At 59.8% G+C, this 24334-nt stretch carries 24 protein-coding genes and 4 tRNA genes; 15 read left to right on the forward strand and 13 right to left on the reverse strand.

The genetic code is table 11. The annotated features are described in order from the left end of the window. Position 1: 1 nt before the first annotated feature. Positions 2–730, reverse strand: a complete 729-nt coding sequence (locus FHS83_RS16255; RefSeq protein WP_167084047.1) for a response regulator — start codon at positions 728–730, stop codon at positions 2–4. Positions 731–911: 181 nt separating this feature from the next. Between FHS83_RS16255 and FHS83_RS16260 the strand changes: the two genes are divergently transcribed. Further along, positions 912–1721, forward strand: coding sequence for an EF-hand domain-containing protein (locus FHS83_RS16260; RefSeq protein WP_167084049.1), 810 nt, complete (start codon positions 912–914; stop codon positions 1719–1721). Positions 1722–1727: 6 nt separating this feature from the next. Here FHS83_RS16260 and FHS83_RS16265 read toward each other — a convergent pair whose 3' ends face one another. After that, positions 1728–2711, reverse strand: coding sequence for an XdhC family protein (locus tag FHS83_RS16265; RefSeq protein ID WP_167084051.1), 984 nt, complete (start codon positions 2709–2711; stop codon positions 1728–1730). Between the two features lie 48 nt (positions 2712–2759). Further along, complete coding sequence (locus tag FHS83_RS16270) at positions 2760–3419, reverse strand: SRPBCC domain-containing protein (protein ID WP_167084054.1); 660 nt, start codon at positions 3417–3419, stop codon at positions 2760–2762. Positions 3420–3556: 137 nt separating this feature from the next. Between FHS83_RS16270 and FHS83_RS16275 the strand changes: the two genes are divergently transcribed. The 6 genes from FHS83_RS16275 to FHS83_RS16300 all read left to right on the forward strand — a co-directional run bounded on the left by FHS83_RS16275 (position 3557) and on the right by FHS83_RS16300 (position 6677). Next, positions 3557–4090 (forward strand): cold-shock protein, encoded by a 534-nt coding sequence (locus tag FHS83_RS16275; protein ID WP_167084056.1) that lies wholly within the window; start codon positions 3557–3559, stop codon positions 4088–4090. 53 nt (positions 4091–4143) lie between these two features. Then, positions 4144–4614 carry a DUF192 domain-containing protein gene (locus tag FHS83_RS16280; RefSeq protein WP_167084058.1) on the forward strand — a complete coding sequence of 157 codons (471 nt, stop codon included), beginning with the start codon at positions 4144–4146 and terminating at the stop codon, positions 4612–4614. A 53-nt stretch (positions 4615–4667) separates the two neighbouring features. Next, positions 4668–4744 (forward strand) — tRNA-Pro (locus FHS83_RS16285). A gap of 116 nt (positions 4745–4860) precedes the next feature. After that, positions 4861–5166 (forward strand): ETC complex I subunit, encoded by a 306-nt coding sequence (locus tag FHS83_RS16290; protein ID WP_167084060.1) that lies wholly within the window; start codon positions 4861–4863, stop codon positions 5164–5166. A 16-nt stretch (positions 5167–5182) separates the two neighbouring features. Further along, positions 5183–5259 (forward strand) — tRNA-Arg (locus FHS83_RS16295). Between the two features lie 113 nt (positions 5260–5372). Beyond that, complete coding sequence (locus tag FHS83_RS16300) at positions 5373–6677, forward strand: D-arabinono-1,4-lactone oxidase (protein WP_167084062.1); 1305 nt, start codon at positions 5373–5375, stop codon at positions 6675–6677. Positions 6678–7042: 365 nt separating this feature from the next. Here the strand turns inward: FHS83_RS16300 and hisI are convergent, their stop codons facing one another. From hisI to FHS83_RS16330, 6 genes are all read right to left on the reverse strand, one after another. Beyond that, positions 7043–7396 carry a phosphoribosyl-AMP cyclohydrolase gene (gene hisI / locus FHS83_RS16305; protein WP_167084064.1) on the reverse strand — a complete coding sequence of 118 codons (354 nt, stop codon included), beginning with the start codon at positions 7394–7396 and terminating at the stop codon, positions 7043–7045. After that, positions 7393–8553, reverse strand: coding sequence for a cystathionine beta-lyase (gene metC, locus FHS83_RS16310; protein WP_208414910.1), 1161 nt, complete (start codon positions 8551–8553; stop codon positions 7393–7395). Before metC ends, hisI begins: the two co-directional genes overlap by 4 nt. 62 nt (positions 8554–8615) lie before the next feature. Next, on the reverse strand, positions 8616–10451 hold the full coding sequence (locus FHS83_RS16315; RefSeq protein WP_167084066.1) for a peptide MFS transporter: 1836 nt from the start codon (positions 10449–10451) through the stop codon (positions 8616–8618). 92 nt (positions 10452–10543) lie between these two features. Then, entirely contained in the window at positions 10544–11074 is a 531-nt protein-coding gene (locus FHS83_RS16320; protein ID WP_167084068.1) for a GNAT family N-acetyltransferase, read from the reverse strand. A gap of 3 nt (positions 11075–11077) precedes the next feature. After that, positions 11078–11917: a 3-mercaptopyruvate sulfurtransferase gene (sseA, locus tag FHS83_RS16325; protein WP_167084070.1), complete on the reverse strand. Its 840-nt coding sequence runs from the start codon at positions 11915–11917 to the stop codon at positions 11078–11080. After that, positions 11914–12948: a cysteine synthase A gene (locus FHS83_RS16330; RefSeq protein WP_167084072.1), complete on the reverse strand. Its 1035-nt coding sequence runs from the start codon at positions 12946–12948 to the stop codon at positions 11914–11916. Before FHS83_RS16330 ends, sseA begins: the two co-directional genes overlap by 4 nt. A 192-nt stretch (positions 12949–13140) precedes the next feature. Here FHS83_RS16330 and FHS83_RS16335 point away from each other — a divergent pair, with 192 nt between their 5' ends. Together FHS83_RS16335 and FHS83_RS16340 are read left to right on the forward strand one after the other, a co-directional pair. Continuing rightward, the gene (locus FHS83_RS16335; RefSeq protein ID WP_167084074.1) at positions 13141–13734 is read left to right on the forward strand and encodes a hypothetical protein; all 594 of its coding nucleotides are present in this window, start codon (positions 13141–13143) and stop codon (positions 13732–13734) included. Positions 13735–13893: 159 nt separating this feature from the next. Beyond that, positions 13894–14784, forward strand: a complete 891-nt coding sequence (locus FHS83_RS16340; protein ID WP_167084076.1) for a polysaccharide pyruvyl transferase family protein — start codon at positions 13894–13896, stop codon at positions 14782–14784. On the opposite strand, the gene FHS83_RS16345 is transcribed toward FHS83_RS16340, so the two are convergent. After that, positions 14781–15674, reverse strand: coding sequence for a polysaccharide pyruvyl transferase family protein (locus FHS83_RS16345; RefSeq protein ID WP_167084078.1), 894 nt, complete (start codon positions 15672–15674; stop codon positions 14781–14783). The genes FHS83_RS16340 and FHS83_RS16345 overlap by 4 nt on opposite strands. Positions 15675–15842: 168 nt before the next feature. Then, positions 15843–15917, reverse strand: a tRNA-Asn gene (locus tag FHS83_RS16350). Between the two features lie 83 nt (positions 15918–16000). Here FHS83_RS16350 and FHS83_RS19930 point away from each other — a divergent pair. Beyond that, entirely contained in the window at positions 16001–16315 is a 315-nt protein-coding gene (locus FHS83_RS19930; RefSeq protein ID WP_167084080.1) for a hypothetical protein, read from the forward strand. Between the two features lie 178 nt (positions 16316–16493). On the opposite strand, the gene FHS83_RS16360 is transcribed toward FHS83_RS19930, so the two are convergent. Beyond that, positions 16494–16567: transfer RNA gene (locus tag FHS83_RS16360), tRNA-Cys, on the reverse strand. A gap of 254 nt (positions 16568–16821) precedes the next feature. On the opposite strand from FHS83_RS16360, the gene FHS83_RS16365 reads away from it, so the two are divergent. The 5 genes from FHS83_RS16365 to FHS83_RS16385 all read left to right on the forward strand — a co-directional run bounded on the left by FHS83_RS16365 (position 16822) and on the right by FHS83_RS16385 (position 23545). Beyond that, positions 16822–18294, forward strand: a complete 1473-nt coding sequence (locus FHS83_RS16365; RefSeq protein ID WP_167084082.1) for a TolC family outer membrane protein — start codon at positions 16822–16824, stop codon at positions 18292–18294. Between the two features lie 97 nt (positions 18295–18391). Continuing rightward, positions 18392–19027: a DUF2497 domain-containing protein gene (locus tag FHS83_RS16370; RefSeq protein ID WP_167084084.1), complete on the forward strand. Its 636-nt coding sequence runs from the start codon at positions 18392–18394 to the stop codon at positions 19025–19027. Positions 19028–19145: 118 nt separating this feature from the next. Next, entirely contained in the window at positions 19146–21782 is a 2637-nt protein-coding gene (locus FHS83_RS16375; RefSeq protein ID WP_167084092.1) for a valine--tRNA ligase, read from the forward strand. A 203-nt stretch (positions 21783–21985) separates the two neighbouring features. Beyond that, positions 21986–22357, forward strand: coding sequence for a hypothetical protein (locus FHS83_RS16380; RefSeq protein ID WP_167084094.1), 372 nt, complete (start codon positions 21986–21988; stop codon positions 22355–22357). Positions 22358–22477: 120 nt separating this feature from the next. Continuing rightward, positions 22478–23545: an alkene reductase gene (locus FHS83_RS16385; RefSeq protein ID WP_167084096.1), complete on the forward strand. Its 1068-nt coding sequence runs from the start codon at positions 22478–22480 to the stop codon at positions 23543–23545. Between the two features lie 41 nt (positions 23546–23586). Here FHS83_RS16385 and FHS83_RS16390 read toward each other — a convergent pair whose 3' ends face one another. Then, complete coding sequence (locus FHS83_RS16390; RefSeq protein ID WP_167084098.1) at positions 23587–24156, reverse strand: hypothetical protein; 570 nt, start codon at positions 24154–24156, stop codon at positions 23587–23589. Positions 24157–24334: the final 178 nt, after the last annotated feature.

Below are 24334 nucleotides of genomic sequence, written 5' to 3' on the forward strand. Positions count from 1 at the left end.
GCTATTCCGTGACCGGATCGACAGCGAAAATGTAGCCCCCGCCCCAGACTGTTTTGATGTAGCGCGGATTCTTCGGATCGGGTTCCAGCTTTTTGCGCAAGCGGCTGACGTGATTGTCTATCGAGCGATCGAAAAGATCGGCGTCGCGCCCCTTGGTGAGATCCAGCAATTGATTGCGCGAGAGCGCGATTTTCGGCCGTTCGATCAGGACCGTCAGAAGCCTGAACTCTCCGCTCGATAAGGGATGCGCCACGCCTTCCTGGTCGATGAGCTCGCGCTGGCCGGTATCCAAGGTCCAATCGCCAAAGGTGACTTTGGCCGCGCTGGGCGGCTTTTGGCGCGGCGGCAGAGCCTGGGTCCGGCGCAGTACGGCCCCAATGCGGGCGATCAGCTCACGCGGTGAAAAGGGTTTGGGGATGTAATCGTCCGCGCCCATTTCCAGGCCGATGATGCGGTCCACCTCTTCGCCGCGGGCGGTGAGAAGGATGACGGGGGTCTGTGAGGTTTCGCGAATGAAGCGGCAGAGGCTCAAGCCATCCTCGCCCGGCATCATGATGTCGAGCACGACGAGATCGATCCCCGCTGATTTCAGCACTTTACGCGCCGCTGCAGCATCGGGGGCGGTAGTGGAACGATAGCCATTTTCGCGCAAATAGCGGGCGAGCGGCTCGCGGATATCGCGCGCATCCTCCACCACCAGGATATGCGGTTTTGAATCGTCCCGGGTCATGACGGGCAAGTCTAGCATGTCCCACTGTCGTCTGGGCGAAAACTACTCGCAATTGTAGCAATGTGTCGAAGTTTGTCGGCCAATAACTACCAGTGTGAATTGCGAAGATTGTTTTTTGTTCTGGGAAAGTTCTGCGACCACCTATGCGGGAATATGAAGCGGCAAAACCATGGGGGTAGGCATGACTTCGAAGCGACTGGTGCTTTCTATCGTGTTCGGCGCGGGACTCGCCGTTTCCGCCTCGGCGCAACCATCTGGGAATGCGCAAAATGATGGTCCGATGCAGGGTCTGGAACGGTCGAGTGAGCGCGGCGCGGAACGGATGCTGCGCAACTTCGACACCAACAAGGATGGGCGCGTCACGCGCGCCGAGATGAACAATATTCTTGGGGCGCGTTTCGCGGCGGCGACACGGCATCAAGCAGGAATGAGCATCGAGCAATATATCGCCGCGCGTGCCGCCGAATTTCGGCCCGCCAATGAAGCGATGTTTCATCGCCTGGATTGGAATGGCGATGGCAAGCTGACTCTCGCTGAATATGTGGCGCCTCAGCATATCCGTTTTGTCGAACTCGACCGCAACGGCCAGGGCTATGTCTTTTGCGGGGTTTCCGATGGCGGCGGGCGCAGCGGGCGGGCAGGGCTTGCCGGTTTCTGCCGGGAAAATGATCTTGATATGGATGGCAAGGTCACGCGTGGCGAACTTGATACTGCCATCGCCAAGCGCTTTGCGGCGGGTGCCGGAAAAGGCCAGACGATGGTTCTGACGCAGTTCGTTGCCTCGGAAGAGCAGCGCTATCTGCCCGTCAATGTGCGTGGCTTCCGCCGCCTGGATCAGGATGGCGATGGGCTTCTGTCCATCCACGAATATGCCGGATCGGAAATCGCGCAATTCGCCAAGCTGGACAAGAACGGCAACGGCATTCTGGAGCCGAACGAGCTTCATCCGAGGCAAATGCGGATGGCGCAAAACGGGCTGCGAAACTACTGAAGCCGGTCAGGCTTGGCGCAAGGTCTTGACGATCTCGGCGAGAATGGACACAGCGATTTCTGCTGGGCTTCTTGATCCAATCGAGAGGCCCACAGGGCCGTGAATGCGGTCGATTTCCGCCTGACTGAAGCCTTCCGCGGTCAAGCGCTGGCGCCGCGCGGCTTGGGTTTTCTGCGAGCCTAGCGCGCCGATGTAAAAGGCATTGGACCGAAGCGCCGCGATCAGGGCGGGATCATCGATCTTGGGATCATGTGCCAGCACGACCACCGCGCTGTGACGCTGCAATGGGGAATGGGAAAATACGGCGTCAGCGTAATCTGTGTAGAGCGCTACACCGGGAAAGCGCTCGGCGGTAACGAAGGCTGGGCGCGGATCGAGCACGCGAACGCAAAAGCCCATCATCTCCGCCATTTTGGCGAGCGCCTGGGCGATATGAACCGCCCCAACTACGACAAGGTCGACGCGCGGATTGAACACCGCGAAGAAACATCGCCTTCCATCGACCTCTGCCACTTGGCTGAGATTGGATCGCGCCGCGATTAACGCCGCTCCGGCGAGCGGTGAGACGTCGGTGTAGGGATCGATCAGCTGTGTCTTGCCGCTTTCGAGATCGACCACACGCACCAACGGCTCGGAGGCGGCGCGCGCGGCATTCAAGGTTTTAATATCAGCGGGATGATCGAGGCGTTCCACCAGAATGGAAATGCGCCCGCCGCAGGTAAGGCCGACTGACCAGGCCGTGCCGTCATCAACGCCAAATTCGAGGCTGCGCAATTTGCCGTCGGCGATAACGGCGAGACCGGTTTCGATGACCGCGCCTTCCACACATCCGTTGGAAACCGAGCCTGCGAAAGCGCCATCATCGCGAATGGCGAGCATGCTGCCGGTTTGACGCGGCGCCGATCCCCAGGTCGACAACACGCTTGCCAGCGCCACGCCATGGCCTTGCGCAAGCCAAGCCTCGGCTGCTTGTAACGCATCGTCTTGCATCTCGTCCTCCCGCGACGTCACTCTGCATCGGGCAAGTGCGCGCTGGGTTCAAGACGCTTTTTTGTGATGACGAAAGAGAAGCACCGCGCCCGCTGCGATCACTGCGCCAGCCGCGGCCCCGGCATAGGCCCACACCTTGCTATGCGCGCCTTTGTGAGGGGGCAGAGCAGGGATATCTTCCGTTGTTTCAGGTCCGCAAGGTGCAATCACGGCGGTGCCGTTCTGCGTCTCAGCTTTAGCCTCAATCTCAGGCTCATCTTCCGGCAAGGCGTCGCGGAAGCGTTCGAAAAACGCATCCATGGCGGGTTTCGCCGCGCGGTCCACCCAACTCCCCGAGAACAAGGCGAGTTTGCCGCCGAGCACGGCTTTGCAATGATAAGAAAGAACTGAACCGCCATTGGCGTCGTTGAGAGATATTGCAGCACTGGCGGTTGCTGTTCCGATAGGGCTGGTTGCTATCGCTTCCAAGGACCAACTCCGCGGGATTTCCGCGTCAGGAGGATCAATATCCGTCAGGGTAATTGCGATGGCGAGCGAGGTCTTCACCGGTCCGGCCTTGATCCTGGCCCTGGCGGAAAACTGACTGGGGCCGGTCTGGACGAAGTCTTCGCATCCGGGAATGCAGCGCGTTAAAACTTCTGCGTTCGTCAGGCCACGCCAAACGGCCCGTCGGCTTCGAGGAATTTCTGTTTTTCCAAGAACTTGCACGGATTGCCCTCGTTTACAGATACAACTTGCGGTTCAATCTCAGATTGTAAAATCGTGATAGTTATGCGACAGATCGGCTTCACTCCCCTGAGGAGTAATGTTAACCTTCTTTCACCCACACGAGTACGGGGACGGGGATGGAAACAACAGTGATGGCTTCTCCTATGAGTGAAGCTGCGCAAGAGATCGTAGGTCAGATTAAATGGTTCGATCTCGCAAAAGGATACGGCTTCATCAAGCCGGTGAGTGGTGCCCAGGGAGATATTCTCCTGCATCAAACGTGCGTGCGGCAGTCCGGGTTCAAAGCTGCCTATGAAGGTGCAAAAGTTGTCTGCGAAGCGGTGCAGGGCCCCAAAGGGTTGCAAGCGCGCCGTCTGATCTCGCTCGACAACTCGACTGCGGAGGTAACCGAGCTGACGCCACCGCGTGGGGCGCGTTATACGGCTGAGCCGCGCGGTCCTGCCTTTGACGCCACGGTGAAATGGTTCAATCGCGGCAAGGGCTATGGTTTTGTTTCGCGAGGCCCCGACACCCCGGATATCTTCGTCCATATGGAAACCCTGCGCCGGAGCGGCATTCGTGAGCTCAGGCAGGGCCAGCGCGTGCGGGTACGTGCCGGAGATGGCCCCAAAGGGGAATTGGCAGCGGAAATTACAATCCTAGACTCCTGAATCGCTCCAATTTGGCGTATGTGGCCCTTCGGTGATCGTCGAAGGTGATTTTCATGCGTCGGTATATCTTGGCCGCCTTGCTTCTGCTGTGCGGCTGCTCACAAGGCGCGGGCGGCACCCCGCAGACTGGGCTTCCGCGCGACCATATCGTGGTGGATGGCAGGAATGGCCCCGCCGCCTTCGATGTGCAGATGGCGACAACCAATGATACCCGCGCCAAAGGGTTGATGTTTGTGACCGCGCTCGGCAAGCACGAGGGCATGCTGTTCGATTACGGCAAGGAGCAGCCAGTCGCGTTCTGGATGAAGAACACGGTCATCTCGCTCGATATGATCTTCATTAAGGCCGATGGCACGATTTCGACCATCGCCGAGAACGCCATTCCCTATTCCGAGGCGCCGGTTCCCTCCAGCGAACCCGTGCGCGCGGTGCTGGAAATCCCAGGTGGCGAGGCCAGAGCGCAAGGGATTGAGGCGGGGGGGAAGGTCCACGCAAAGATTTTCGGGAATGCCCCAAGTCCTTGAGCGGTAAGGGTTGCGCGGCCTGGGCAGTTTCGTGTACGGCGGTGTAGCCAAGACGGGGCGTAGCGCAGTCTGGTAGCGCATCTGCTTTGGGAGCAGAGGGTCGCGTGTTCGAATCACGCCGCCCCGACCAAGCACAGCTTTAGTGAGCTGACGCTTGGCAAGTCGGGTTGTCCTCGCCAGTATCGGGTCTCAGACTCGATCTGAGGGCCACCCGGTTAGGCTTTTGACGGTCATGAGGAGGATCACTTGCGCGCGCGCATCTATCAGCCGACCAGGAATGCCATGCAGTCGGGCAAGGCCCGCACCCGGGCTTGGGTGCTGGAATACGAACCTGCGAGCCCGCGCCAGGCAGATCCTCTGATGGGCTGGACGGGGTCGTCCGATATGCTGAGCCAGGTTCAGCTCGAATTCGTCAGCAAGGAAGAAGCGATCTCCTATGCCGAGAAGAACGGCATTGATTTCGATCTCTTCGAGCCCCACAAGCCGACGCCCAAGCCCAGAGCCTATGCGGATAATTTCCGCTATGACAGAAAGGTTCCCTGGTCGCACTAAGCCGACCGGCACCACTGGCCCCGTAGCTCAACTGGATAGAGCAGCTGCCTTCTAAGCCGCAGGTTGCGTGTTCGAGTCACGCCGGGGTCACCACTGCGCCATCGCGCCGAAACTGAATTTGTCGAGTGGGGGCAGACATTTTGCCGCCCGTTGACCTTGGCGCGAGAGGCGGTAAAAGCCGCGCCCGAATACATTGCAGACAGGTCATGAAAATCGTCGCCGGCAAATGGTCGAACTGGTCTGGCAATGTGCGCTTCAAACCGCGCGGCATCGCCGAACCCAAGGATGAGGTCGATCTCGCCATTGCCGTGCGCAAGAGCGAAGGCCATGTGCGCTTTCCCGGCACCGGCCATTCCTTCTCGCCGCTGAATCAAACTGATGGCACGCTGATCGATCTTTCCGCCTTTGTGGGGCTGAAGGGTTTCGATCCCGAGCGTGAAGTTGCTTCCATTGCCGCCGCCACCCCGCTTTGGGGCCTTGGCTCTCTGCTGCATCCCTTGGGATATGCGCTCAAGAATATGCCCGACATCGACCGCCAGACTCTCGGCGGGGCGGTGGCCACGGGCACGCATGGCAGCGGTCTGACGCTGGGCAATTTCTCCGCCGAGGTCGCGAGCTTTCGCCTGCTGCTCACGACTGGTGAGGTGATTCATTGCTCGCCGGAAGAAAACCCGGAGATTTATGCCGCCGGGCGGTTGTCGCTCGGCCTGTTCGGGGTGATGACCGAAATCGATATGAAGGTGCGGCCGATCTATAAGCTGCAGCGCAAATATTTCGTACATCCCACCGAAGAACTGTTCCGTCAGCTTGATGGGCTGGTGGAGGCGAACCGTAATTTCTCCTTCTTCCTGTTTCCCCATGCCGATGGTGTGGTGTGCCGTTCGCTCAATGAAACCGAATGCCATGCTCCGACACGCCACAGCGCAAATACCTTGATGGCGCGTGGCGAGCGGCGGCGGATCGATGAATATGTCTTCGCCGGGATTTCCGAGGCGATGCGCTATGTGCCGGGCTTGATGAAGCCTGCGCATAAATTCTTCGCCGCCTTTATGGGCAAGCGCCAGAAAGTGCGCTGGAGTCATGAGGTTTATCCCACCGCGCGCACGGTGCGCTACAAGGCGATGGAATATGCCGTGCCGTATGAAAAAGGCGGCGAGGTGATGCAGGAACTCGCCGAAGCCATCCGCAAATCGAAAATTCCAACCGCCTTTCCGCTGACCTTTCGCACGGTGGCGGCAGACGATGTTTGGCTCAGCCCCGCCTATCAGCAGGATATCGCCAGTATTACGGTGCACCAGCATGCGGATATGGATGAAACGCAGCTTTTTGCGCTCTGCGAGGCCATTTTCCGCAACCACAATGCCCGCCCGCATTGGGGCAAGATTCACAATGCGACGCGCGAAGATCTGGCGCGGCTCTATCCCAAATTCGAGGATTTCTGCGCCTTGCGGCGCAAGCTCGATCCCCAGGACAAATTCCTCAACGAGCATCTCGCCAAGCTGTTCGCGTAAAGCGGCCGGACATTCCAATGGAACCACATTTAACCCTCCCTTTGAGGGAGGGTCGAAAAACGCGTTGGCGTTTTTCGGGGAGGGGTATGTCGCGGCCAATTCGGCGTTTGGGCGTGTGAAAAAGGATCAGGTGTCACCGCTTCTGCTCTTTTTGAGCACCACGACAGACCCCTCCCCGAAATTTCCGCTCGCTAAAGCTCGCGATAAATTTCGACCCTTCCTCAAGGGGAGGGTGATCTTGTTTGATTGTCCAACGCTCTAACTCGTCTGCGCCGGCGCAATTTCAGGGATGTATCGGATGTGGGAATTAGGGGCGCAGGGTTCAAGGGCTAATTCGAAATAAATTGCCTGAGCCCTGCCGCGCCTTATTCGCCCGGTTCGCTGAGTTTGCGGAAGAAGCAGTTCGGCGCGCCGGTGTGGCAGGCGGGTCCGATCTGGTCGACCTTCAAGAGCAGGGTATCGCCGTCGCAATCGACATAAGCTTCCACCAGCCGCTGGAGGTGGCCGGAGGTCTCGCCCTTGCGCCACAGGCTCTGGCGGGAGCGCGACCAATAGGTGACATGGCCGGTCGCAAAGGTTTCTTCCAGCGATTGCCGGTTCATCCAGGCCATCATCAGGACTTCGCCGGTACGGTGGCTTTGTGCGATGACGGGCACCAGCCCGTCGGCATTAAATTTCACCGCGTCGATGAAGGCTTGGCGGTCGATCGTGTCGGTCATGCGGCCTCCATGGCAGCGAATCCGGCTTCGAGATCGGCGATGAGATCAGCGGGGTCTTCCAGGCCTGCATGCAGGCGGATCAATGGTCCAGTCGCATCAAACTTCGTCGCGGTGCGCACGTAATGGGCCGGGATCATGAGGCTTTCATAACCGCCCCAGGAATAGCCAAGGCCGAAAAATTCCAGCGCGTCCATGAAGGCGGCGAGCTTGGCTTCCGGGATCGGCTTCAGCACCACGCCGAAAAGCCCGCTGGCGCCTGTGAAATCGCGCTTCCACAAGGCATGGCCTGGATCGCTTTCCAGCGCGGGATGCAGCACGCGGGCGACTTCCGGGCGACCTTCCAGCCAACGGGCCAGGGTGAGGCCATTCCCCCAATGGCGGGCGAGGCGCACGGGCAGGGTGCGAAGGCCGCGCAAAGCGAGGTAGCAATCATCCGGGCCCGCGAAAAGGCCGAGGTCGCGGGCATAGCCCGTTACCTGCTTTGCGAGATCCGGTCCAACGCTGATCGTGCCCATCATCACGTCGGAATGGCCGCCGATATATTTGGTGGCCGCCTGGATCGAAAGATCGACGCCGCGCTTCAGCGCCGGGAAATAAACCGGGGTCGCCCAGGTGTTGTCCATCGCGACGAGGGCGCCGTGCTTGTGCGCGACCTCGGCCATGGCAGGAATATCGCAGACCTCGAAGGTCAGCGAGCCGGGGCTTTCGGTGAAGACGAGCTTGGTGTTAGGCTTGAAGAGTTCTTCGATGCCTGCGCCGATGGTGGGATCGAAATAGGTGGTCTCGACGCCGAGGCGCTTCAGGGCGCCATGACAGAAGCGCCGCGTCGGGCCGTAGACATTGTCGGTGACGAGAATGTGATCGCCCGTAGACACTACCGCGAGGATCGCAGTGGTGATGGCATTGAGACCGGAGGGCACGCTGACGGTGCGCGCGGCGCCTTCAAGCTCAGCCACGGCGCGTTCAAAGCTTTCCGTGGAAGGGGTCCCGCAGCGGCCATAAGAATAGCGCGCCTCGTTCTCCGCCTTCAGCGAAGCGTAGCTTTCATGCAGGATGGTGGAGGTGCGGTAGACCGGGGTGTTGACGGTGCCGAAATGCTCGGCGCTCATGCGCCCAGCCGCTACGGCAATTGTCTCTGGCTTAGATTTATGGCTCACGGCTGCCGCTCACAAAAACTGCAAGCGGCAGCCGTAACCCTGATTAGGCGGTTAGGCAAGCATCAGCGGATGCCATGCATGCCCTTCTTGAGGATCGGCCACAGCACCACGGCGATGCCACCGCAGATGATGCCCGCAATGCCGATGGTTTGGAACACGCTGAGATAGGTCTCCAGGCTGACCTGCGGGTTCAGCGCCTTGCCGCCCACCGTCTCGGTGGAGGCGAGCTGGGCCACGATACCGCCGACATACTGCGCCATCGCCGAAGCCATCAGCCAGACGCCGAACATCATGCCGACCAGTTTGGGGATCGACAGTTTAGAGACCGCCGACAGGCCGACCGGCGACAGGCAGAGCTCGCCCATGGAATGCAGCCAATAGGCCAGCACCAGCCAGATCAGCGGCACGCGGTAATCGGCGCCATGGAAGCGCGCGCCATAGATCAGGGCCAGGAAGCCCAATCCGACCAGCGCCAAGCCAAACGCGAACTTCAGCGGCGCGGTAGGCTCGATGCCGAGCTTGGCAAGCTTGTTCCACATCAGAGTGAACAGAGGCGCAAAGCCCACGATGAAGAGCGGGTTGAAAATCTGAACCTGGCCCGCAGGCATGGTGTAGCTCCATACCGCCGGGATGGTCATCCCAAAGAAATGAAGGTCCTGCGCCAGCACCTGATGCGGCGCCAGAATGACGAGATCGGTGTTGCGATCCGCGAACAGAGTCAGCGAGGAGCCGGCCTGTTCGAAGAGGGTGAAGAAGACCACCGAGTAGGTAGTCAGCACGCAAGCCACGATCATGCGGTCGCGCTCTTCCGGCTTGAGGGTGAAGAAGCCCCAGAGCGGAATGCCGATGATGGCGGCAAAGAAGACGAAGAACATCACCTGGCCGAGGACGGGCAGGGTGAGAAGGAAGCCAATGACACCCGTCGCAGCGACTTTGTGGGCGATGGAGGCCGTCAGCATGGTGTTGTTGAGCAGGAACCACACCACTGGGATCGCCAGCAGCGTGCCGCCATAGAACCAAAGATTGATGTTTCGGGCATTCGCGGGAGGATTGCCATAAGCGGCAAGACGGTCACCGGCAAACTGGAAGCGTGCCCAGGCTAGGATCATGCCGAAACCGGCAAAAGCGAAGCCCCATTTATACCCCCAGGCGATAGCGATCAGCGGCACGAGGCCTTGCGAAATGATCGAGCCGAGGTTGATGCCCATATAGAAGATCGAATAGGCGGAATCGCGGCGGCGGTCGTTGCGGTCGTAAAGCTGGCCGAGGATCGAGGTGATATTCGGCTTGAAATAGCCGTTGCCGACAATCACGAGGCCGAGCGAAAGGAAGAGCAGAACCACGTTGAGGGAATTGCGTTCGCCATCGAATTTGTAATGGCCGTTTTCGACCTTGGCCGGAATGTCGCCCGTGGCGCCTTCGATGCTGATCGATTTATCTTCGTTGCCGGTGATCTTGTAGCGCTGGCCGTTCGCAACCAGATACTGCGTATTGCCGTCGCCAGATTTTGCGGTGGCAACCTCATAACGATGGCTGTCGATAGTGACGAAGGGCTTGGCCGCATCGCCGCCGGTGAAAGCGAGCAGCATGTAGCCGATCGACATCAGGACTGCGCCGGTTTTCACAGCGCGTTTGGGGCCGATAAATTGGTCGGCGACAAAGCCGCCGATCAGCGGGGTCAGGTACACAAGCGAGGCGAAGGCGCCATAAAGTCCGTTGGCGACATTATCCGAGAAGACGAAGTGCTCGACCAGATAGAGCACCAGCACCGCGCGCATGCCGTAATAGCCGAACCGCTCCCACATCTCGGTGGTAAACAGCAAAGAGAGCAGGCGCGGGTGGCCGAACCAGAGCTTTTGGCCCGCTCCGGCTTGGTTAACTGCATTCGTATCGGTCATTGGTACCCCTTGAAGCCGAAGCGCCTACGCCACCCCAATACGGGCGGGCGCCGTGATCCTTTTGGGGCGGGAGTGTTGCGGCAAAACCGGAATCAAAGCAACTCGATGCGACGGTCTTCGCGGGAATAGGGCACGAAGCCCATGCGCTGGTAGAGCGGCAAGGCGCGCGGATGATCCAGGGTACAGGTATTTACCAGGAGCTTGGTAATCGGACGTGTCCAGGCATTTTGCACGGTCTGATAGAGGAAGTAGGCACCGAGCCCACGCCCGATAAATTCCGGCAGAAGCCCGAAATAGGCTAGCAAGCCCGTGGGGCAGTCCTTGTAATCGAGCTCCGCCATGCCGGCCGGGCAACCGTCCACATAGAGCACGTAGAGATCGAGCGTGGGCGCCTCCAGCATCTCTTTCAAGGAAATATCGTCCATCCGGCGCCGGTCGACCCAGTAATAGGGCTCTCCCACGGTGTCATAGAGATAGCGGTAGAAATGCACGGGCGGTTTCTCGGCGCGCAGGATGGCGAGCTTTCCGGGCGGCAAGGGCGGGGGCGGAGCCGCGGGCCGCGCCTTCATGTCGAGGAAGGTCACCGTCATCGGCATGTATCGCTTCGCGCGCGAGCCCGTCATGGCCTACTCCGTTGCAACCGGCGCTTCGGGGCGGGCGCCCCACTCAGCCCAGGAACCATCATAGAGAGAGACATTGTGAGCCCCTGCGACGTTCAGCGCCAGCATGGCGATGGCCGCCGTGACGCCAGAACCGCAACTCGTGACGATGGGCCGCGCCAGATCGATTCCCTTTGATTCGAAGAGGGTGTTGAGCGCCTCCACCGGCTTCAGCTTGCCCTCTGGCGTGAGAAGCTCGGCATAATGGACGTTGACTGCCCCCGGCATATGGCCGCCGCGAACACCGGGCCTCGGCTCCGGCTCGCGGGCGAAGAAGCGGGGGGCGCCACGGGCATCGATAATCTGGGCCGAACCCGTGCGGACGATATCGAGCATGGCTTCAAAGCTGGTGACGAGTTCCGGGACGGGGCGAGCGGTGAAGCGGGCGGGGATGACGTCTGTGGGCCTATCCACGATCGGATAATCCACGCGCTTCCAGGCAGAGAGGCCACCATCAAGGATGCGCACCTTGTTATGGCCCATGGCTCGAAACATCCACCACAGCCGTGGCGCGGAGAACAGCCACGCCGTGTCGTAGACCAGCACCGTCGTTTCGTTATCGATACCAAAGGCGCCTATCACCGCTTCGAATTTTGAAGGCGGCGGCAGCATATGCGGCCAAGGGCTGGTCTCGTCAGAGGTAGCATCGAGATCGAAGAATTGCGCACCGGGAATATGGGCTGCGGCGAACTCGGCTTTAGGATCGCGGGCCGCTTGGGGCAGATACCAGGAGGCGTCGAGCACCTTCACTTTGGGATCGGCGCGTCTCTCAGCGAGCCAAATGGGATCGACCAGCGGGTTCATCATTGGAATGGCACCGTGATGGTGGAGGATTTATTGCCGAGCCAGGGTGGAATGGGAAGATTTTTAGCGCGCAGGAACTCTGGATTGAAGAGCTTGCTTTGGTACCGCGTGCCGTAGTCGCAGAGGATGGTCACGATGGTGTGACCTGGCCCCATTTCTTTGGCCATGCGGATCGCGCCCGCGACATTGATCCCGCTCGAGCCGCCCAGGCAGAGGCCTTCATGCTGCATCAGGTCGAAAACGATGGGCAGCATTTCTTCATCAGAAATCTCATAGGCATCGTCGATAGGTGCGCCCTCGAGATTAGCGGTGACGCGATTCTGCCCGATACCCTCGGTGATCGAGCCGCCATGGGCTTTGAGCTCGCCGGTCTTGATCCAGGAATAGACCGCAGCACCCAAGGGATCAGCAGCAGCGGTACGGATCGCCGAGTTTTTCTCTTTCAGCCCTATGGCGGTGCCAGCCAGTGTTCCGCCTGTGCCGACTGCGGCCACGAAACCGTCCACGCGGCCTTCGGTCTGTGCCCAGATCTCCTGGCTTGTGGTTTCGATATGGGCCTGACGGTTGGCGGTGTTGTCGAACTGGTTCGCCCAGATCGCGCCGTTGGGATCGCTTTTGGCGAGCTCTTCGGCAAGGCGGCCGGAAATCTTCACGTAGTTGTTCGGATCGCGATAAGGCACCGCAGGGACTTCAATCAGCTCAGCACTCAAGAGGCGCAGCGCGTCCTTCTTTTCCACCGACTGAGTCTCGGGGATCACGATCACGGTGCGAAAGCCAAGCGCATTGGCGACAACCGAAAGGCCGATACCGGTATTGCCTGCAGTACCTTCCACGATCACGCCGCCGGGTTGCAGCTTTCCCTTGGCGATGGCGTCTTTCACGATGAAGAGCGCGGCCCGGTCCTTCACCGATTGGCCGGGATTCAAGAACTCAGCCTTGCCGAGAATGGTGCAGCCGGTTTCCTCGGAAGCGCGCTTCAAGCGGATCAGTGGCGTGTTGCCGATGGCGGCGAGGACGTTGGAATGGAAAGGCATGAAACCTCGCGAAATACAGACGCATAAAACCGTAAAGGCCTGCCGCCGGGGGAGCAAGGCAGGTGGGAAATTCCCATTTTTAAACTGCGGAATCCCCACGATGATCTTACCGCGATTTCAGACGCCGGTCAGGGTGGTGCAAACTTCCTCCGCTAAACCTTGTAGCGCGCAATCAAGAAAGGGAGAGACCCGATGAAAACGCTCCTTTTGACGGGCTTGGCGGCTGCCGGTTTGACGGGCCTGGCGCTGGCAGCGGCCCCGGCCATCCACGAGTTAACGGTCGACGTACCGGGAGGCATCGCCCACATCCGCTACTTTGGCGATAAGCCGCCCAAGGTTGAGGTGGTCAATATGACAGAGCAGGGCATTCCGGTGGGCTCATTTGTGCCGTCCCCTTTTGCCGAGATGGACCGGATTTCCGCGATAATGGATCGGCAAATGTCGCTCATGATGGCGCAAGCGGCGATGATGCAGCGTGAGGCCAATGCCATGAGCGCCGCGCCACTATATTCTGCGCAGTACCAAGCCATGGGGCAGGGATCGCCCTTCGCCTTCACGGCGATTGCACCTGGCGGCTCCTATTGCATGAAGTCTGTCCAGATCACCTCCAACGGGTCGGGTGCGCCAAAGGTCGTTTCTCAGACCAGTGGTAATTGCGCCGACACGTCACCGGTGAATAACGCTTCCGCGAACAAGGCGCATGCGGCGGCGCCGGCGGCGCAAGCCCCACTACAGACGATTTCCTACCACCCCTCAACGAACTCCCATCCCCGGTCCGGGATTTAGCTCCGGCCAGTGCGAACTCTCAGGCCCGCCCGAAAAAGGCGGGCCTTTTTGTTTTCATTCCGCAGGCGTGTGGGATCGGGATTTTCCGTGCACCTGTATTTGCCGCTTACAATCGCGCGAGAACTGCATTTTAGTGCATCGCATCGAAGGGTGCGGACGATGAAGCTTTTTTATTGCGATGTTCCGTATGGGAATTTCGGCGATGACCTCAACATGTTCCTGTGGCCGAAGCTCTTACCGGGAGCCTTTGATGGAAGCGTAAGGTTTTGGCCGCAAGAGAAGAAGGTGGTTGACCGCGATGATCCTGCCGACACGCTGTTTGTCGGCATTGGCACGCTTCTCATCGATAAGATGCCTGCAGGCGGACACAAGCTCGTCTTCGGCAGCGGCACCGGCAAAACCAATCATCCCGCCATAGATTCCCGCTGGGATATCCAGTGCGTGCGGGGACCGCTCACCGCCGAGGCACTGGGGCTCGATCCGGCGATGGCGATTGCTGATCCGGCCATTCTGGTGCGGCTATTGCCATCGCCTGCGCGGGAAAAAAGCTACCGTACCTCCTTCATGCCGCATTGGTGCCAAGCCCAATCGGGCGTGTGGCAGAAGATTTGCCGGATGACGAACATTCATTTCATCGATCCGCGCTGGCAGCCCGCCAAGGTGCTCGAAGATATCGCCGCGAGTGATTTCATGATCTCTGAGGCGCTGCATGGGGCAATTGTCGCCGATGCCCTGCGCGTGCCTTGGGTGGCGGTGTCCTCCAAACACCATATTCAGGATTTCAAATGGCGCGATTGGTGCCTATCGGTCGGGCTGGACTACGCTCCAAGGGCGATCCCCGCCATCTGGACGCCGCGCCCCGGCATCTCGGGCCAGATGATCACTGCCGCGAAAATGGCGCAGGGCGCGATGGCGCTTCTGCGGCTCCGCTCCTGCGCGCATCTCTCGAAGGAACGTATCATCGAAGATCTGACCCAGCGCCTGGTGGATAAGCTGGAGACGTTCAGTCGCCAAAGGCATCTCGCCCTGGAGCTGAACCCGCAATTCTAAAGAGCGGGTTCAGGCACAAAGGCCAAGCCATTTTGGCGAGAGAACTGGGCGAGGGTGTCGAGGAGCCGCTCAGTGCGGTTTTCCAGAACGGCATCACGCGACATATGCGGATGGCCCGCGCGCATGAGATAGGCAAGCGTCGCGGCAGCCTGAAGCTGTTTGGCGCCATTGATCAGCTTGCCCGGAAGGCCAGGGCGCGGCTTCCAGAAGGTCGGCACGCTTGTCGGCGCATAGGTGAGGTCGACCGACTGGCACCAATCCTCCCATTTGAAATTGAGAATGGTGTGGTGAGACGAGACCGCCATCCAGGGCACGCGTAAGGCGTCGGCGACAATGGCCCCATGCAGCGCCTCGGTGATCAGGGTGCGGGTGGCGTGGATGTCGCCGATCACCCTGGCCGGGCGCCAGCGCGGATCGATGTAGTGGATGCCGAGAAGGCGGCAGACCTTCTCCCAATCGCCTGAGAGCGCCATCTCCCAATGGGGGATGAAGGAGACACGATGGAGCTTTTTCACTGGCGCGCGGTGGAGGAGGCGCGTGAGGATGGCGGGGTCGGCAATAGCCTTGTCGGCGGTAAGGCCCAGCGCCTTGGCGGTGAGCGGTCCGCGCACACAATGGTAGTGCCAGCTCCCGTCTTTGGCGGGCAGCTTGCCATAGCCATAGCCGCTGCCGAAGACATGCTTGGTGACCCCCGCGGGCAATTCACTGTGGATCAAGGTCCCAATCCCGACAAAGAGCGGGTCTGGGCCATCCAGGGCGATTTTGGGAGAAACCTTGGGCCGGTATTGCAGGGTCCCGGAGAACGCGCCTGGCAGCAGCTTCGGCCATAGATAGGTGTTAAGGTCGTCCCCGAAATTCCCCTCGGGAATGTGGCAGTAGAAAAGCTTCATCGGCCCGCTCAGCTATAGGCCGATCGTATATAGGGCAAAGCTGTGCGGCTGAGGCGACGGGGTTGAAAGATTTATGTCCCAACGGCGAGGGAGGGCCAATAACGAAAAACCCGCCACGAGGGCGGGTTGTCCGATCTTCTTGTCCGTAAAGGACATTAGAAAAATAAGTGGCTCCCCGGGACGGATTCGAACCGCCGACCAACCGGTTAACAGCCGGTTGCTCTACCGCTGAGCTACCGGGGATCACCCTTTCGGGACGCGCGGTGTAGCGCGTCTCGAGGCGGGTGGCTATATCAAACTCGTATCCGCTTACCAAACGAAACTTGATGCCTAACACCCGCGACAAACATTCTTTTTCGTCTGAAGGCCAAAAAAAGCCCCGGGCGACCATCAAACTGGGCAAATATACTGTCCCAATGCCAGGGACTCGTCGCCAGCGGGTGGTTTTGGGCTCCGGATTGGTGGTCGGAGGCTGCCTGGGCTTCCTACCGATTCTCGGCTTCTGGATGATTCCTCTCGGCCTGGTAGTACTCTCGGTTGATAGCCCGAAAGTCAGAAGGCTGCGCCGACGCTCGGAGATTCGCTACGGCAAATGGCGGAAGAATCGGAAGGCCAAATCCCAGCCCCACACCGAAAAGTGACCGGGCGAAACTATCACCCGGAAAACAAGAAAAAAGGGCCGGGAAATTCCCGGCCCCAAGGCGTTGGGTAATGGTGGGGTGTCTTCAAGGGAAGACAAGCGGGATAGTGCCGTCACAAGGTTAACAAACCCTTAACGGATTGATCCAATATCTATATTTCGGGATTTGAGAAAGAAAGTGGAGGCCACGTCCGGAATTGAACCGGAGTACACGGTTTTGCAGACCGTTGCGTAACCACTCCGCCACGTGGCCTCACAGGGGCGCTGCCTATAACAGATGGTTGCGCGAAACGCTATGCCGTGATGCGGCTGACACATTGGCTCACCTGATTGCAGGCGCGATTTTCAGTACCTATATGCGGCGTGGGGTTAAGTTAAAGGCCCTTCGCGTTCATTTTCGCCCGCGAGGCGGACGATTTCTCTCTTATCACGCGAAGTTAGCCGCTTAACCCGCGGGAGGTACCCGGTAAAAGCCGGGCGTGATTCGAATCAGAAGGGGAATTGGTTATGGCTTATGGGCGTGCTCTGACGGCTTTCGCCGCGGTGCTGATGATGACGGCTGCGCCGGGATGGGCGCAGAAGCCCGCGAAGGCCCGGCCACGGCTCGCCCAGGCGGCGCCGGTTGCCGAACCGGCCGTGCCACCAGCCGCCAAGCCCGAACCCGCCAAGGTGAGCCTGCCGCTGATCGATGCCTTAGGCGTGGCCTATGAGACCAATCCGCAGCTTGCGGCGGCGCGGGCGGGGCTGCGCGCGACGGATGAGAGCGTGGCTCAGGCCAATGCCCGATGGCGCCCTTACATCTCGGCGACGGGCACTTACGCCTATAATGAGAACAAAATCAGCGGCGGCGGCGGCGTTGCCCCGCAAAGGGTCATCTCCCATCCCTTGCAGGCGCAGCTCGGTTTTTCCGAGAACATTTTCCGCGGTGGGCGCACTTATGCGGAGATCGGGCAGGCCAAGGCGAATGTGCGGGCGGCCCGCGCCGAGCTGATGGCCATCGAGCAGACCGTGCTCCTCGCGGCCGCGACCGCTTATATGGATACCGTCCGTGATACGGCGATCGTCGATCTTCGCCGTCATAATGTGGATGTGCTCCGCCGCCAGCGTGATGAGACGGCGCTGGAATTCAAAGCCGGATCCCTCACCCGCACCGATGTCGCCCAGGCAGAGGCCCGGCTCGCCGGAGCGCAGGCGGCGCTGACTGCAGCTGAAGGCCAGCTTGCAATTTCCCGGGCGGCTTTTTCGCGTGTGATTGGTCGTCCCGCCGAAACCTTGGAGGCCCAGCCCGCCACGCCGGCCGCGTTACCCTCTAGCCAAGAGGCAGCCGATCAAGCCGCGACGCGCGGAAACCCCGCTCTCGCACAGGCCCAGGAAAACGAGAAAGCAACGAGCTATGCGGTGGATGTCGCCATCGGCGCCATGCTGCCCGAAGTGACCATGCAGGGTGGCTATACCTATTCGCAGCAGTCTTATGCCTCGGTGCTGGGCGCCGGTAAGGTCACGCAAGGGCTTGGGGTTCAGGCTCAGGTGACGGTGCCGATCTATCAGGGTGGCGCGGAGCAGTCGGCCATCCGCCAAGCCAAACAGCTTCATGCCCAGGCCGAGCTGAATGTCAGTGTCACTGACCGCCAGGTTCGGGAGGCAGTGGCAACCACCTGGAACACCTATCAGGCGGCTTTGGCCAACATCACCTCTAATGAAGCAACAGCGCGCTCCAATGAGATCGCCTTTACCGGTGTCAGCAAGGAACAGCGGGTAGGGGGACGCACGGTTTTGGATGTCTTGAACGCCCAGCAAGAACTTCTGAATGCGCAGGTCGCGGTCGTTACCTCGCGCCGGGACGCCACTGTTGCCGCGTATCAGGTGCTTGCCGCATCCGGACTTCTGACCGCTAAGGGCGTTGGGCTGAAGGTGACCCCGTATGATCCGCTGGCCAATTATGAAAGCAACGCGGCGCGCTGGATCGGCTTTGGTGACTAGATAATTCGAGTTTATCGCCTAGGCGTTAACTCGTTCTTTGCCTTCTATGGACGATTGTCTTAGGGTCTAGGCGGAAGACTGGCGGCGGGAGTTGCACATGGTATCGAGCCCTCAACACGAACCGACGATGGAGGAAATCCTAGCCTCCATTCGCAAGATCATTTCTGAGGACTCCTCCGAGCCTCAAGCCGCGTCTGAGGCGGCCAAAGAGGCCGAGCCGGAATCCGACATCCTGGAGCTGACTCATGAAGTCCCACCCGAACCGGTGGTGGAGGCTGCTCCGGAGCCTGTCATGGAAGAACCCGTGCTGGAAACTCCCGCGATCCCCGAGCCGCAGCCGGAGAACGACGTCGTGTTCGAGCCGATCGACGAGCCCGAACCGGCGCCTGTTGCCGAAGCGTCTTCCGACATCTTCTCCTCCAAGACGCGTGAGCATCTGGAAAACGCCTTCGCCGCGCTCGATGAGCCAGAAGAAGAAGAATACGCCGCTCCGGCCTATGCGCCGTCGTCCTCCGCCTCCGGGCTTTCCGTGGAAGCGGTTTTCGAGCGTGCCGTGAATCAGGCCTTCGAACCGGTCGCCAAGCAGTGGCTGGGTGAGAATGCCCCGCAACTTATCGAGCGGATGAAGCCCCTGATCCGCGAGTGGATGGACGAGCACTTCCCGGCCCTTCTGGAAGGGGCAGTGCGCGATGAGGTTGCCCGCGTCGCCAAAGCGCGCGGAGCCAAGCGCTAAATCTAAAGGTTTCCGGGGGATTTCCCCGATAACCCCTTGACGGATCGGTGTCCGGGCTGGTTTCACGCTGGCCCGGACTAGTCTTTTTTGGACGTTGCCGACCGGACGAGGGGAACCCATGCTCGATAAGACCTTCAACCCGCAGGACGTCGAAGCCCGCATTTACAAAGCCTGGGTCGAAACCGGCGCCTTCCGGGGCGGCCACAAGCCCGGCGCGGAGCCATTCTGCATCGTCATCCCGCCACCCAACGTCACCGGGCGCCTTCATATCGGCCATGCCCTGAACAACACCCTTCAGGACAGCGTCACCCGCTTCCAGCGCATGCGGGGCAAGGACATGCTGTGGCAGCCAGGCATGGATCATGCCGGTATCGCCACCCAGCTCGTGGTCGAACGCCAGCTCGCTGAAAAGCAAGAGAGCCGTGTCGCCATGGGGCGCGAGAAATTCCTCGAAGCTGTTTGGAAGTGGAAAGACGAATCCGGTGGCGCCATTGGCGAGCAGCTGCGCCGCCTCGGTGCGTCCGCCGATTGGAGCCGCGAGCGCTTCACCATGGACGAGGGGCTTTCGCGCGCGGTGCTGAAAGTCTTCGTCACGCTCTATAACCAGGGCCTGATCTATAAGGATAAGCGCCTGGTCAATTGGGACCCGCGCCTGCAAACCGCCGTCTCCGATCTCGAAGTCGAAAACATCGAGATGAAGGGCAATCTCTGGTATCTGAAATATCCGGTCGATGGCACGGACGAGTTCATCACCGTCGCCACCACGCGGCCTGAAACCATGCTGGGCGACACCGCGGTGGCGGTGCACCCCGAGAACGAAAAGTACAAGCACCTGATCGGCAAGAAAGTGAAGCTGCCGCTCAGTGGCCGCCTGATCCCAATCATCGCTGACGAATATGCCGATCCCGAAAAGGGCACGGGTGCGGTGAAGATCACCCCCGGCCATGACTTCAACGACTTTGAAGTCGGCAAGCGCCATGGGCTCGAGCTGATCAACATCCTGAACAAGGATGGCACGCTGAATGATGGCGTGCCGGAAAAGTATCGCGGTCTCGACCGTTTCGTGGCGCGGAAAGCAATCGTCACCGATTTCGAAGAGCTGGGCCTGCTCGACAAGATCGAGCCCATTACCCATGCCGTGCCGCATGACGAGAAGACCAAGACGGTCGTGCTCGAACCCTTCATGACCGAGCAGTGGTATCTCAATGTGAAGCCGCTGGCGGATCGCGCGCTGAAGGCGGTGGAAGACGGGCGCACTAAATTCGTGCCCGAGAATTGGACCAACGTCTATTACAACTGGCTGCGTAACATTCAGCCCTGGTGTGTTTCGCGCCAGCTCTGGTGGGGTCATCAGATCCCGGCCTGGTATGACGAAGACGGCAAGGTCTATGTCGCCGAGAGCGAGGAGGAAGCTGTCAAACTCGCAGGCGGCAAGACGCTGACGCGCGATACCGACGTTCTCGACACCTGGTTCTCCTCGGCGCTGTGGCCGTTCTCGACCTTGGGCTGGCCGGATCAGACGGTTGATCTGAAGCGCTTCTATCCTACCAGCGTGCTTATCACCGGCTTCGATATCATCTTCTTCTGGGTCGCCCGCATGATGATGATGGGCCTGCATTTCATGGACGAAGTGCCGTTCAAGACGGTCTACATCCATAACCGCGTCCTCGATGAAAAGGGCGTGAAGATGTCCAAGACCAAGGGCAATGTCGTTGACCCCTTGGAATTGATCGATCAGTTCGGTGCCGATGCGCTGCGCTTTACGCTCGCCTTGGCGGCGGGACAGTCGAAAGACATGCGTATCGGTCCGAGCCGTGTTGAGACCAACCGTAATTTCGCAACCAAGCTGTGGAACGCCGCGCGCTTCTGCGAGATGAATGGCTGCGATACCAATCCGCGCTTTGATCCCGCCAAAGTCACGCACACGGTCAATCAGTGGATCGTGGCGGAAGCGGCCAAGACGGCGGCCGAAGTTACCGATGCCATGGAAGCCTATCGCTTCAACGATGCGGCAGGTGCGGTCTATCGCTTTATCTGGGACGTCTATTGCGATTGGTACCTTGAGTTCATCAAGCCGATGCTGAATGGCACGGACGAGGGCGCCAAGGCCGAAGCGCGCATGACGGCGGCTTGGGTGCGCGATACCGTGCTGAAGCTCTTGCATCCCTTCATGCCCTACATCACCGAAGAGCTGTGGGCACGCACGGTCGAGCATCTTGCCCCGCGCGATAAGCTCCTTATTGAAACCGAGTGGCCGGATCTTTCGCTCTTGCCGGCGAATGATAAGGCGCTGGCGGAAATGCAATGGGTGATCCAGCTGGTGCAGGGCGTGCGCTCGGTGCGTTCTGAAATGAACGTGCCGCCCTCAGCGAAGATCGTCATGGTGCTGAAGGACGCCTCGCCCGAAACCAAAGAACGGCTGGATACCCATCACCACATCATTGCGACGCTCGCGCGTCTTTCCACCATCGCCACGGCGGATGCCTTGCCGCAAGGCTCGGCGCAGTTCGTGATCGGTGAGGCCGTGGCCGCATTGCCGCTCGGTGACGTGATCGATTTCGCCAAGGAACGGGCGCGTCTCGAGAAAGAGCTGAAAAAGGCTGAGGACGAAATATCCCGCTTTGAAGCCAAGCTTGGCAATGCGCAGTTCGTCAGCCGGGCACCGGAAGACGTGCTGCAAGAGCAGCGCGATAAGCTCGCCGAAGCGCAGGCTCTGGCGAGTCGTTTGAAAGAAGCTCTGACGCGCCTGGCCTAAGACGGCGAAAGCATCCGTAGGGTTGCGCGGGGTCACAGGTGCCCCGCGTGGCCAACTTTTGTCACGCGCTGGTAATCTATTGGTGCGCAAGGGCTTTTTCTTAGAGGGAATAGCCCGCCCCAACATCGCCGCTATTCCGTCTGGAACCTGCCTGCCGCCCTCGTCATCGTAGCTGTACGAAATATGTGGACGAGGAGAGCAAAATGCGCAGTTCGATGATCGTGGCGGCGCTCCTGCTTTTGGGGGCTTCGAGTTCGGCAGCTTACGCGGATGCGTGCAGTGGTCGCCGGCACGACACGGGCACAATTCTAGGCGCGGTCGGCGGTGGCTTGATCGGTAATGCGATCACCGGTGGCGGTGCCGTTGGTATTGTTGGTGGCGCCGTTGCAGGCGGTCTAGCCGGTAATGCGATCGCGCGCGACATCGATTGTGATCGCGGCCGTCATTACGATCGCCGCAGCCGCAACTATTACTACTACGACCGTCACCATCGCCGGATCTATGAAGAGCGCGTGGTGCGCTATGACCGCGACGGCCGCCGGTATTACGAGGAACATTACGTGCGTCGCGACTGACGCCGGTTTTCCATCACCTGAAGTGTAAAAATCGAGCGCTCCGCTGTTTTTTGGCGGGGCGCTTGTTGTTTTGAGATTTAGGACTATGTGAGGGGTGAAAGCTTCTGACCCAGGGGTCTCATGTCGTCCTTATTCGAACCGCTGAAAGCGGGCGCCTTTTCGTTTTCCAATCGAATCGTCATGGCGCCGTTGACGCGCTGCCGCGCGCATCCCGAGACGCGCGTTCCCGCGCCGCTTGCGATTGAATATTACCGCCAGCGCGCTTCGGCAGGTCTCATCCTGACTGAAGCCACTGCGGTGGATCCGATGGGCGTGGGCTATCCCGCGACACCGGGCATATGGAGCGACGAGCAGGTGGAAGGCTGGAAGCCTGTTACCGAAGCCGTGCATAAGGCTGGTGGCAAGATCGCTTTGCAGCTTTGGCATGTGGGGCGTATTTCCGATCCCTTCTATCTGAACGGCGCCTTGCCGGTGGCCCCGAGCGCGATCAAGCCGGAAGGCCATGTCAGCCTGGTGCGCCCGATCAAGGATTTCGAAACGCCGCGGGCGCTCGAAACCGACGAGATTCCTGGCATTGTTGCCGCTTATAAGCGCGGTGCGGAGAACGCCAAGAAAGCGGGCTTTGATGGCGTCGAAGTGCATGGCGCCAATGGCTATCTGCTCGACCAGTTCCTGCAGGATTCGACTAATAAACGCAGTGATAAATATGGCGGCTCGATCGAGAACCGCGCCCGTCTGATGCTGGAAGTGGTGGATGCCGCTGCTGAAGTATGGGGTGCGGATCGCGTCGGCCTGCATCTGGCGCCGCGCGCGGATTCTCACAGCATGGGCGACAGCAATCTTCTGGCGACCTTCTCTTACGTAGCTAAAGAGGCAGGCAAGCGTGGTCTTGCCTTCCTCTGCGCCCGCGAAGCCTGGAAGGAAGATTCCATCGGTCCCAAGCTGAAAGAAGCTTTCGGCGGCGTCTATATCGTCAATGAAGGCTTCACCAAGGAAACGGCAGAGAAGGCGCTCGCCGAAGGCATTGCGGATGCGGTTGCCTGGGGCAAACCCTTCATCGCCAATCCTGATCTGGTCGAACGTTTCCGCCACAACGCACCGCTCAATGAATGGGACGCGTCCACCTTCTATGGCGGCACGGAAAAGGGCTACACGGATTATCCGGCGCTTTCGACGGCGCAGTCCTAACGCGATCGATATCCCGCGGCGGCTAAGGCTGCCGCGGTATTCTATTGGATCGATATCGTCCTGAACGCGACCGGTTCGTCTTCCGCCTCAAGGCAGGTTTGAATAAGCCCCGCCACGATGCCGACCACCGCGGCGTAATTCCACTGCCGGATCGCTTCGACCAAATCCGGCTCGGGCATAATCGCCATCATGCGGGCATAGTGTCCCGGCTTTCCGGGTATAGAGATATAGACCGGCTTATTGGCCGCGAGCAGCGACGACGCAAAGAGAATAAAGGGCCGCCAGAAAATCTTGTCGAGGCTGCCGAAGAAGTGGAATTTCCAAGCTTCCGTGATGCCTTTTTCGGGATCGGCTGGCTCTTGGGTCAGCATGATTTGGCAGCGATCCGGGCGCCACTCCTCTGGCAGAGGCAGCATCCGCCAGCCGCAATGAAAATCCCGGCAGGTCTTAGGCCTGGTATGATAGACGGCGCAGCCCGCCTCGCCACGGCAATTGGCGCAAAGCGTTCCGGCGAGCTTTTGCAGCTCCTGCTCGTCGATGATCAGAGCCCGGCAACAGGCGTGGCATTCACCGCACGCCTCATTGACCACAAATGTTTCTTTGTCCGGCATTTGACGGCGCAACTTCTTTGTGACCCGTGGGTTCTCCGCGAGGGCGGATTTTCCGCCAGCCTGCACCGTAACGAGTGAGGCTTAACAATTCTTCGGGCTGGGTGCGCGATCCGGAAAGCTGGTTTCCATTTGGTTATCAAGGCCTCTCACATTTTTGCTGTGAGAGGCCAAAACGCGT

This window comes from Rhizomicrobium palustre (genome assembly GCF_011761565.1).
Taxonomy (GTDB): Bacteria; Pseudomonadota; Alphaproteobacteria; order Micropepsales; family Micropepsaceae; genus Rhizomicrobium; species Rhizomicrobium palustre.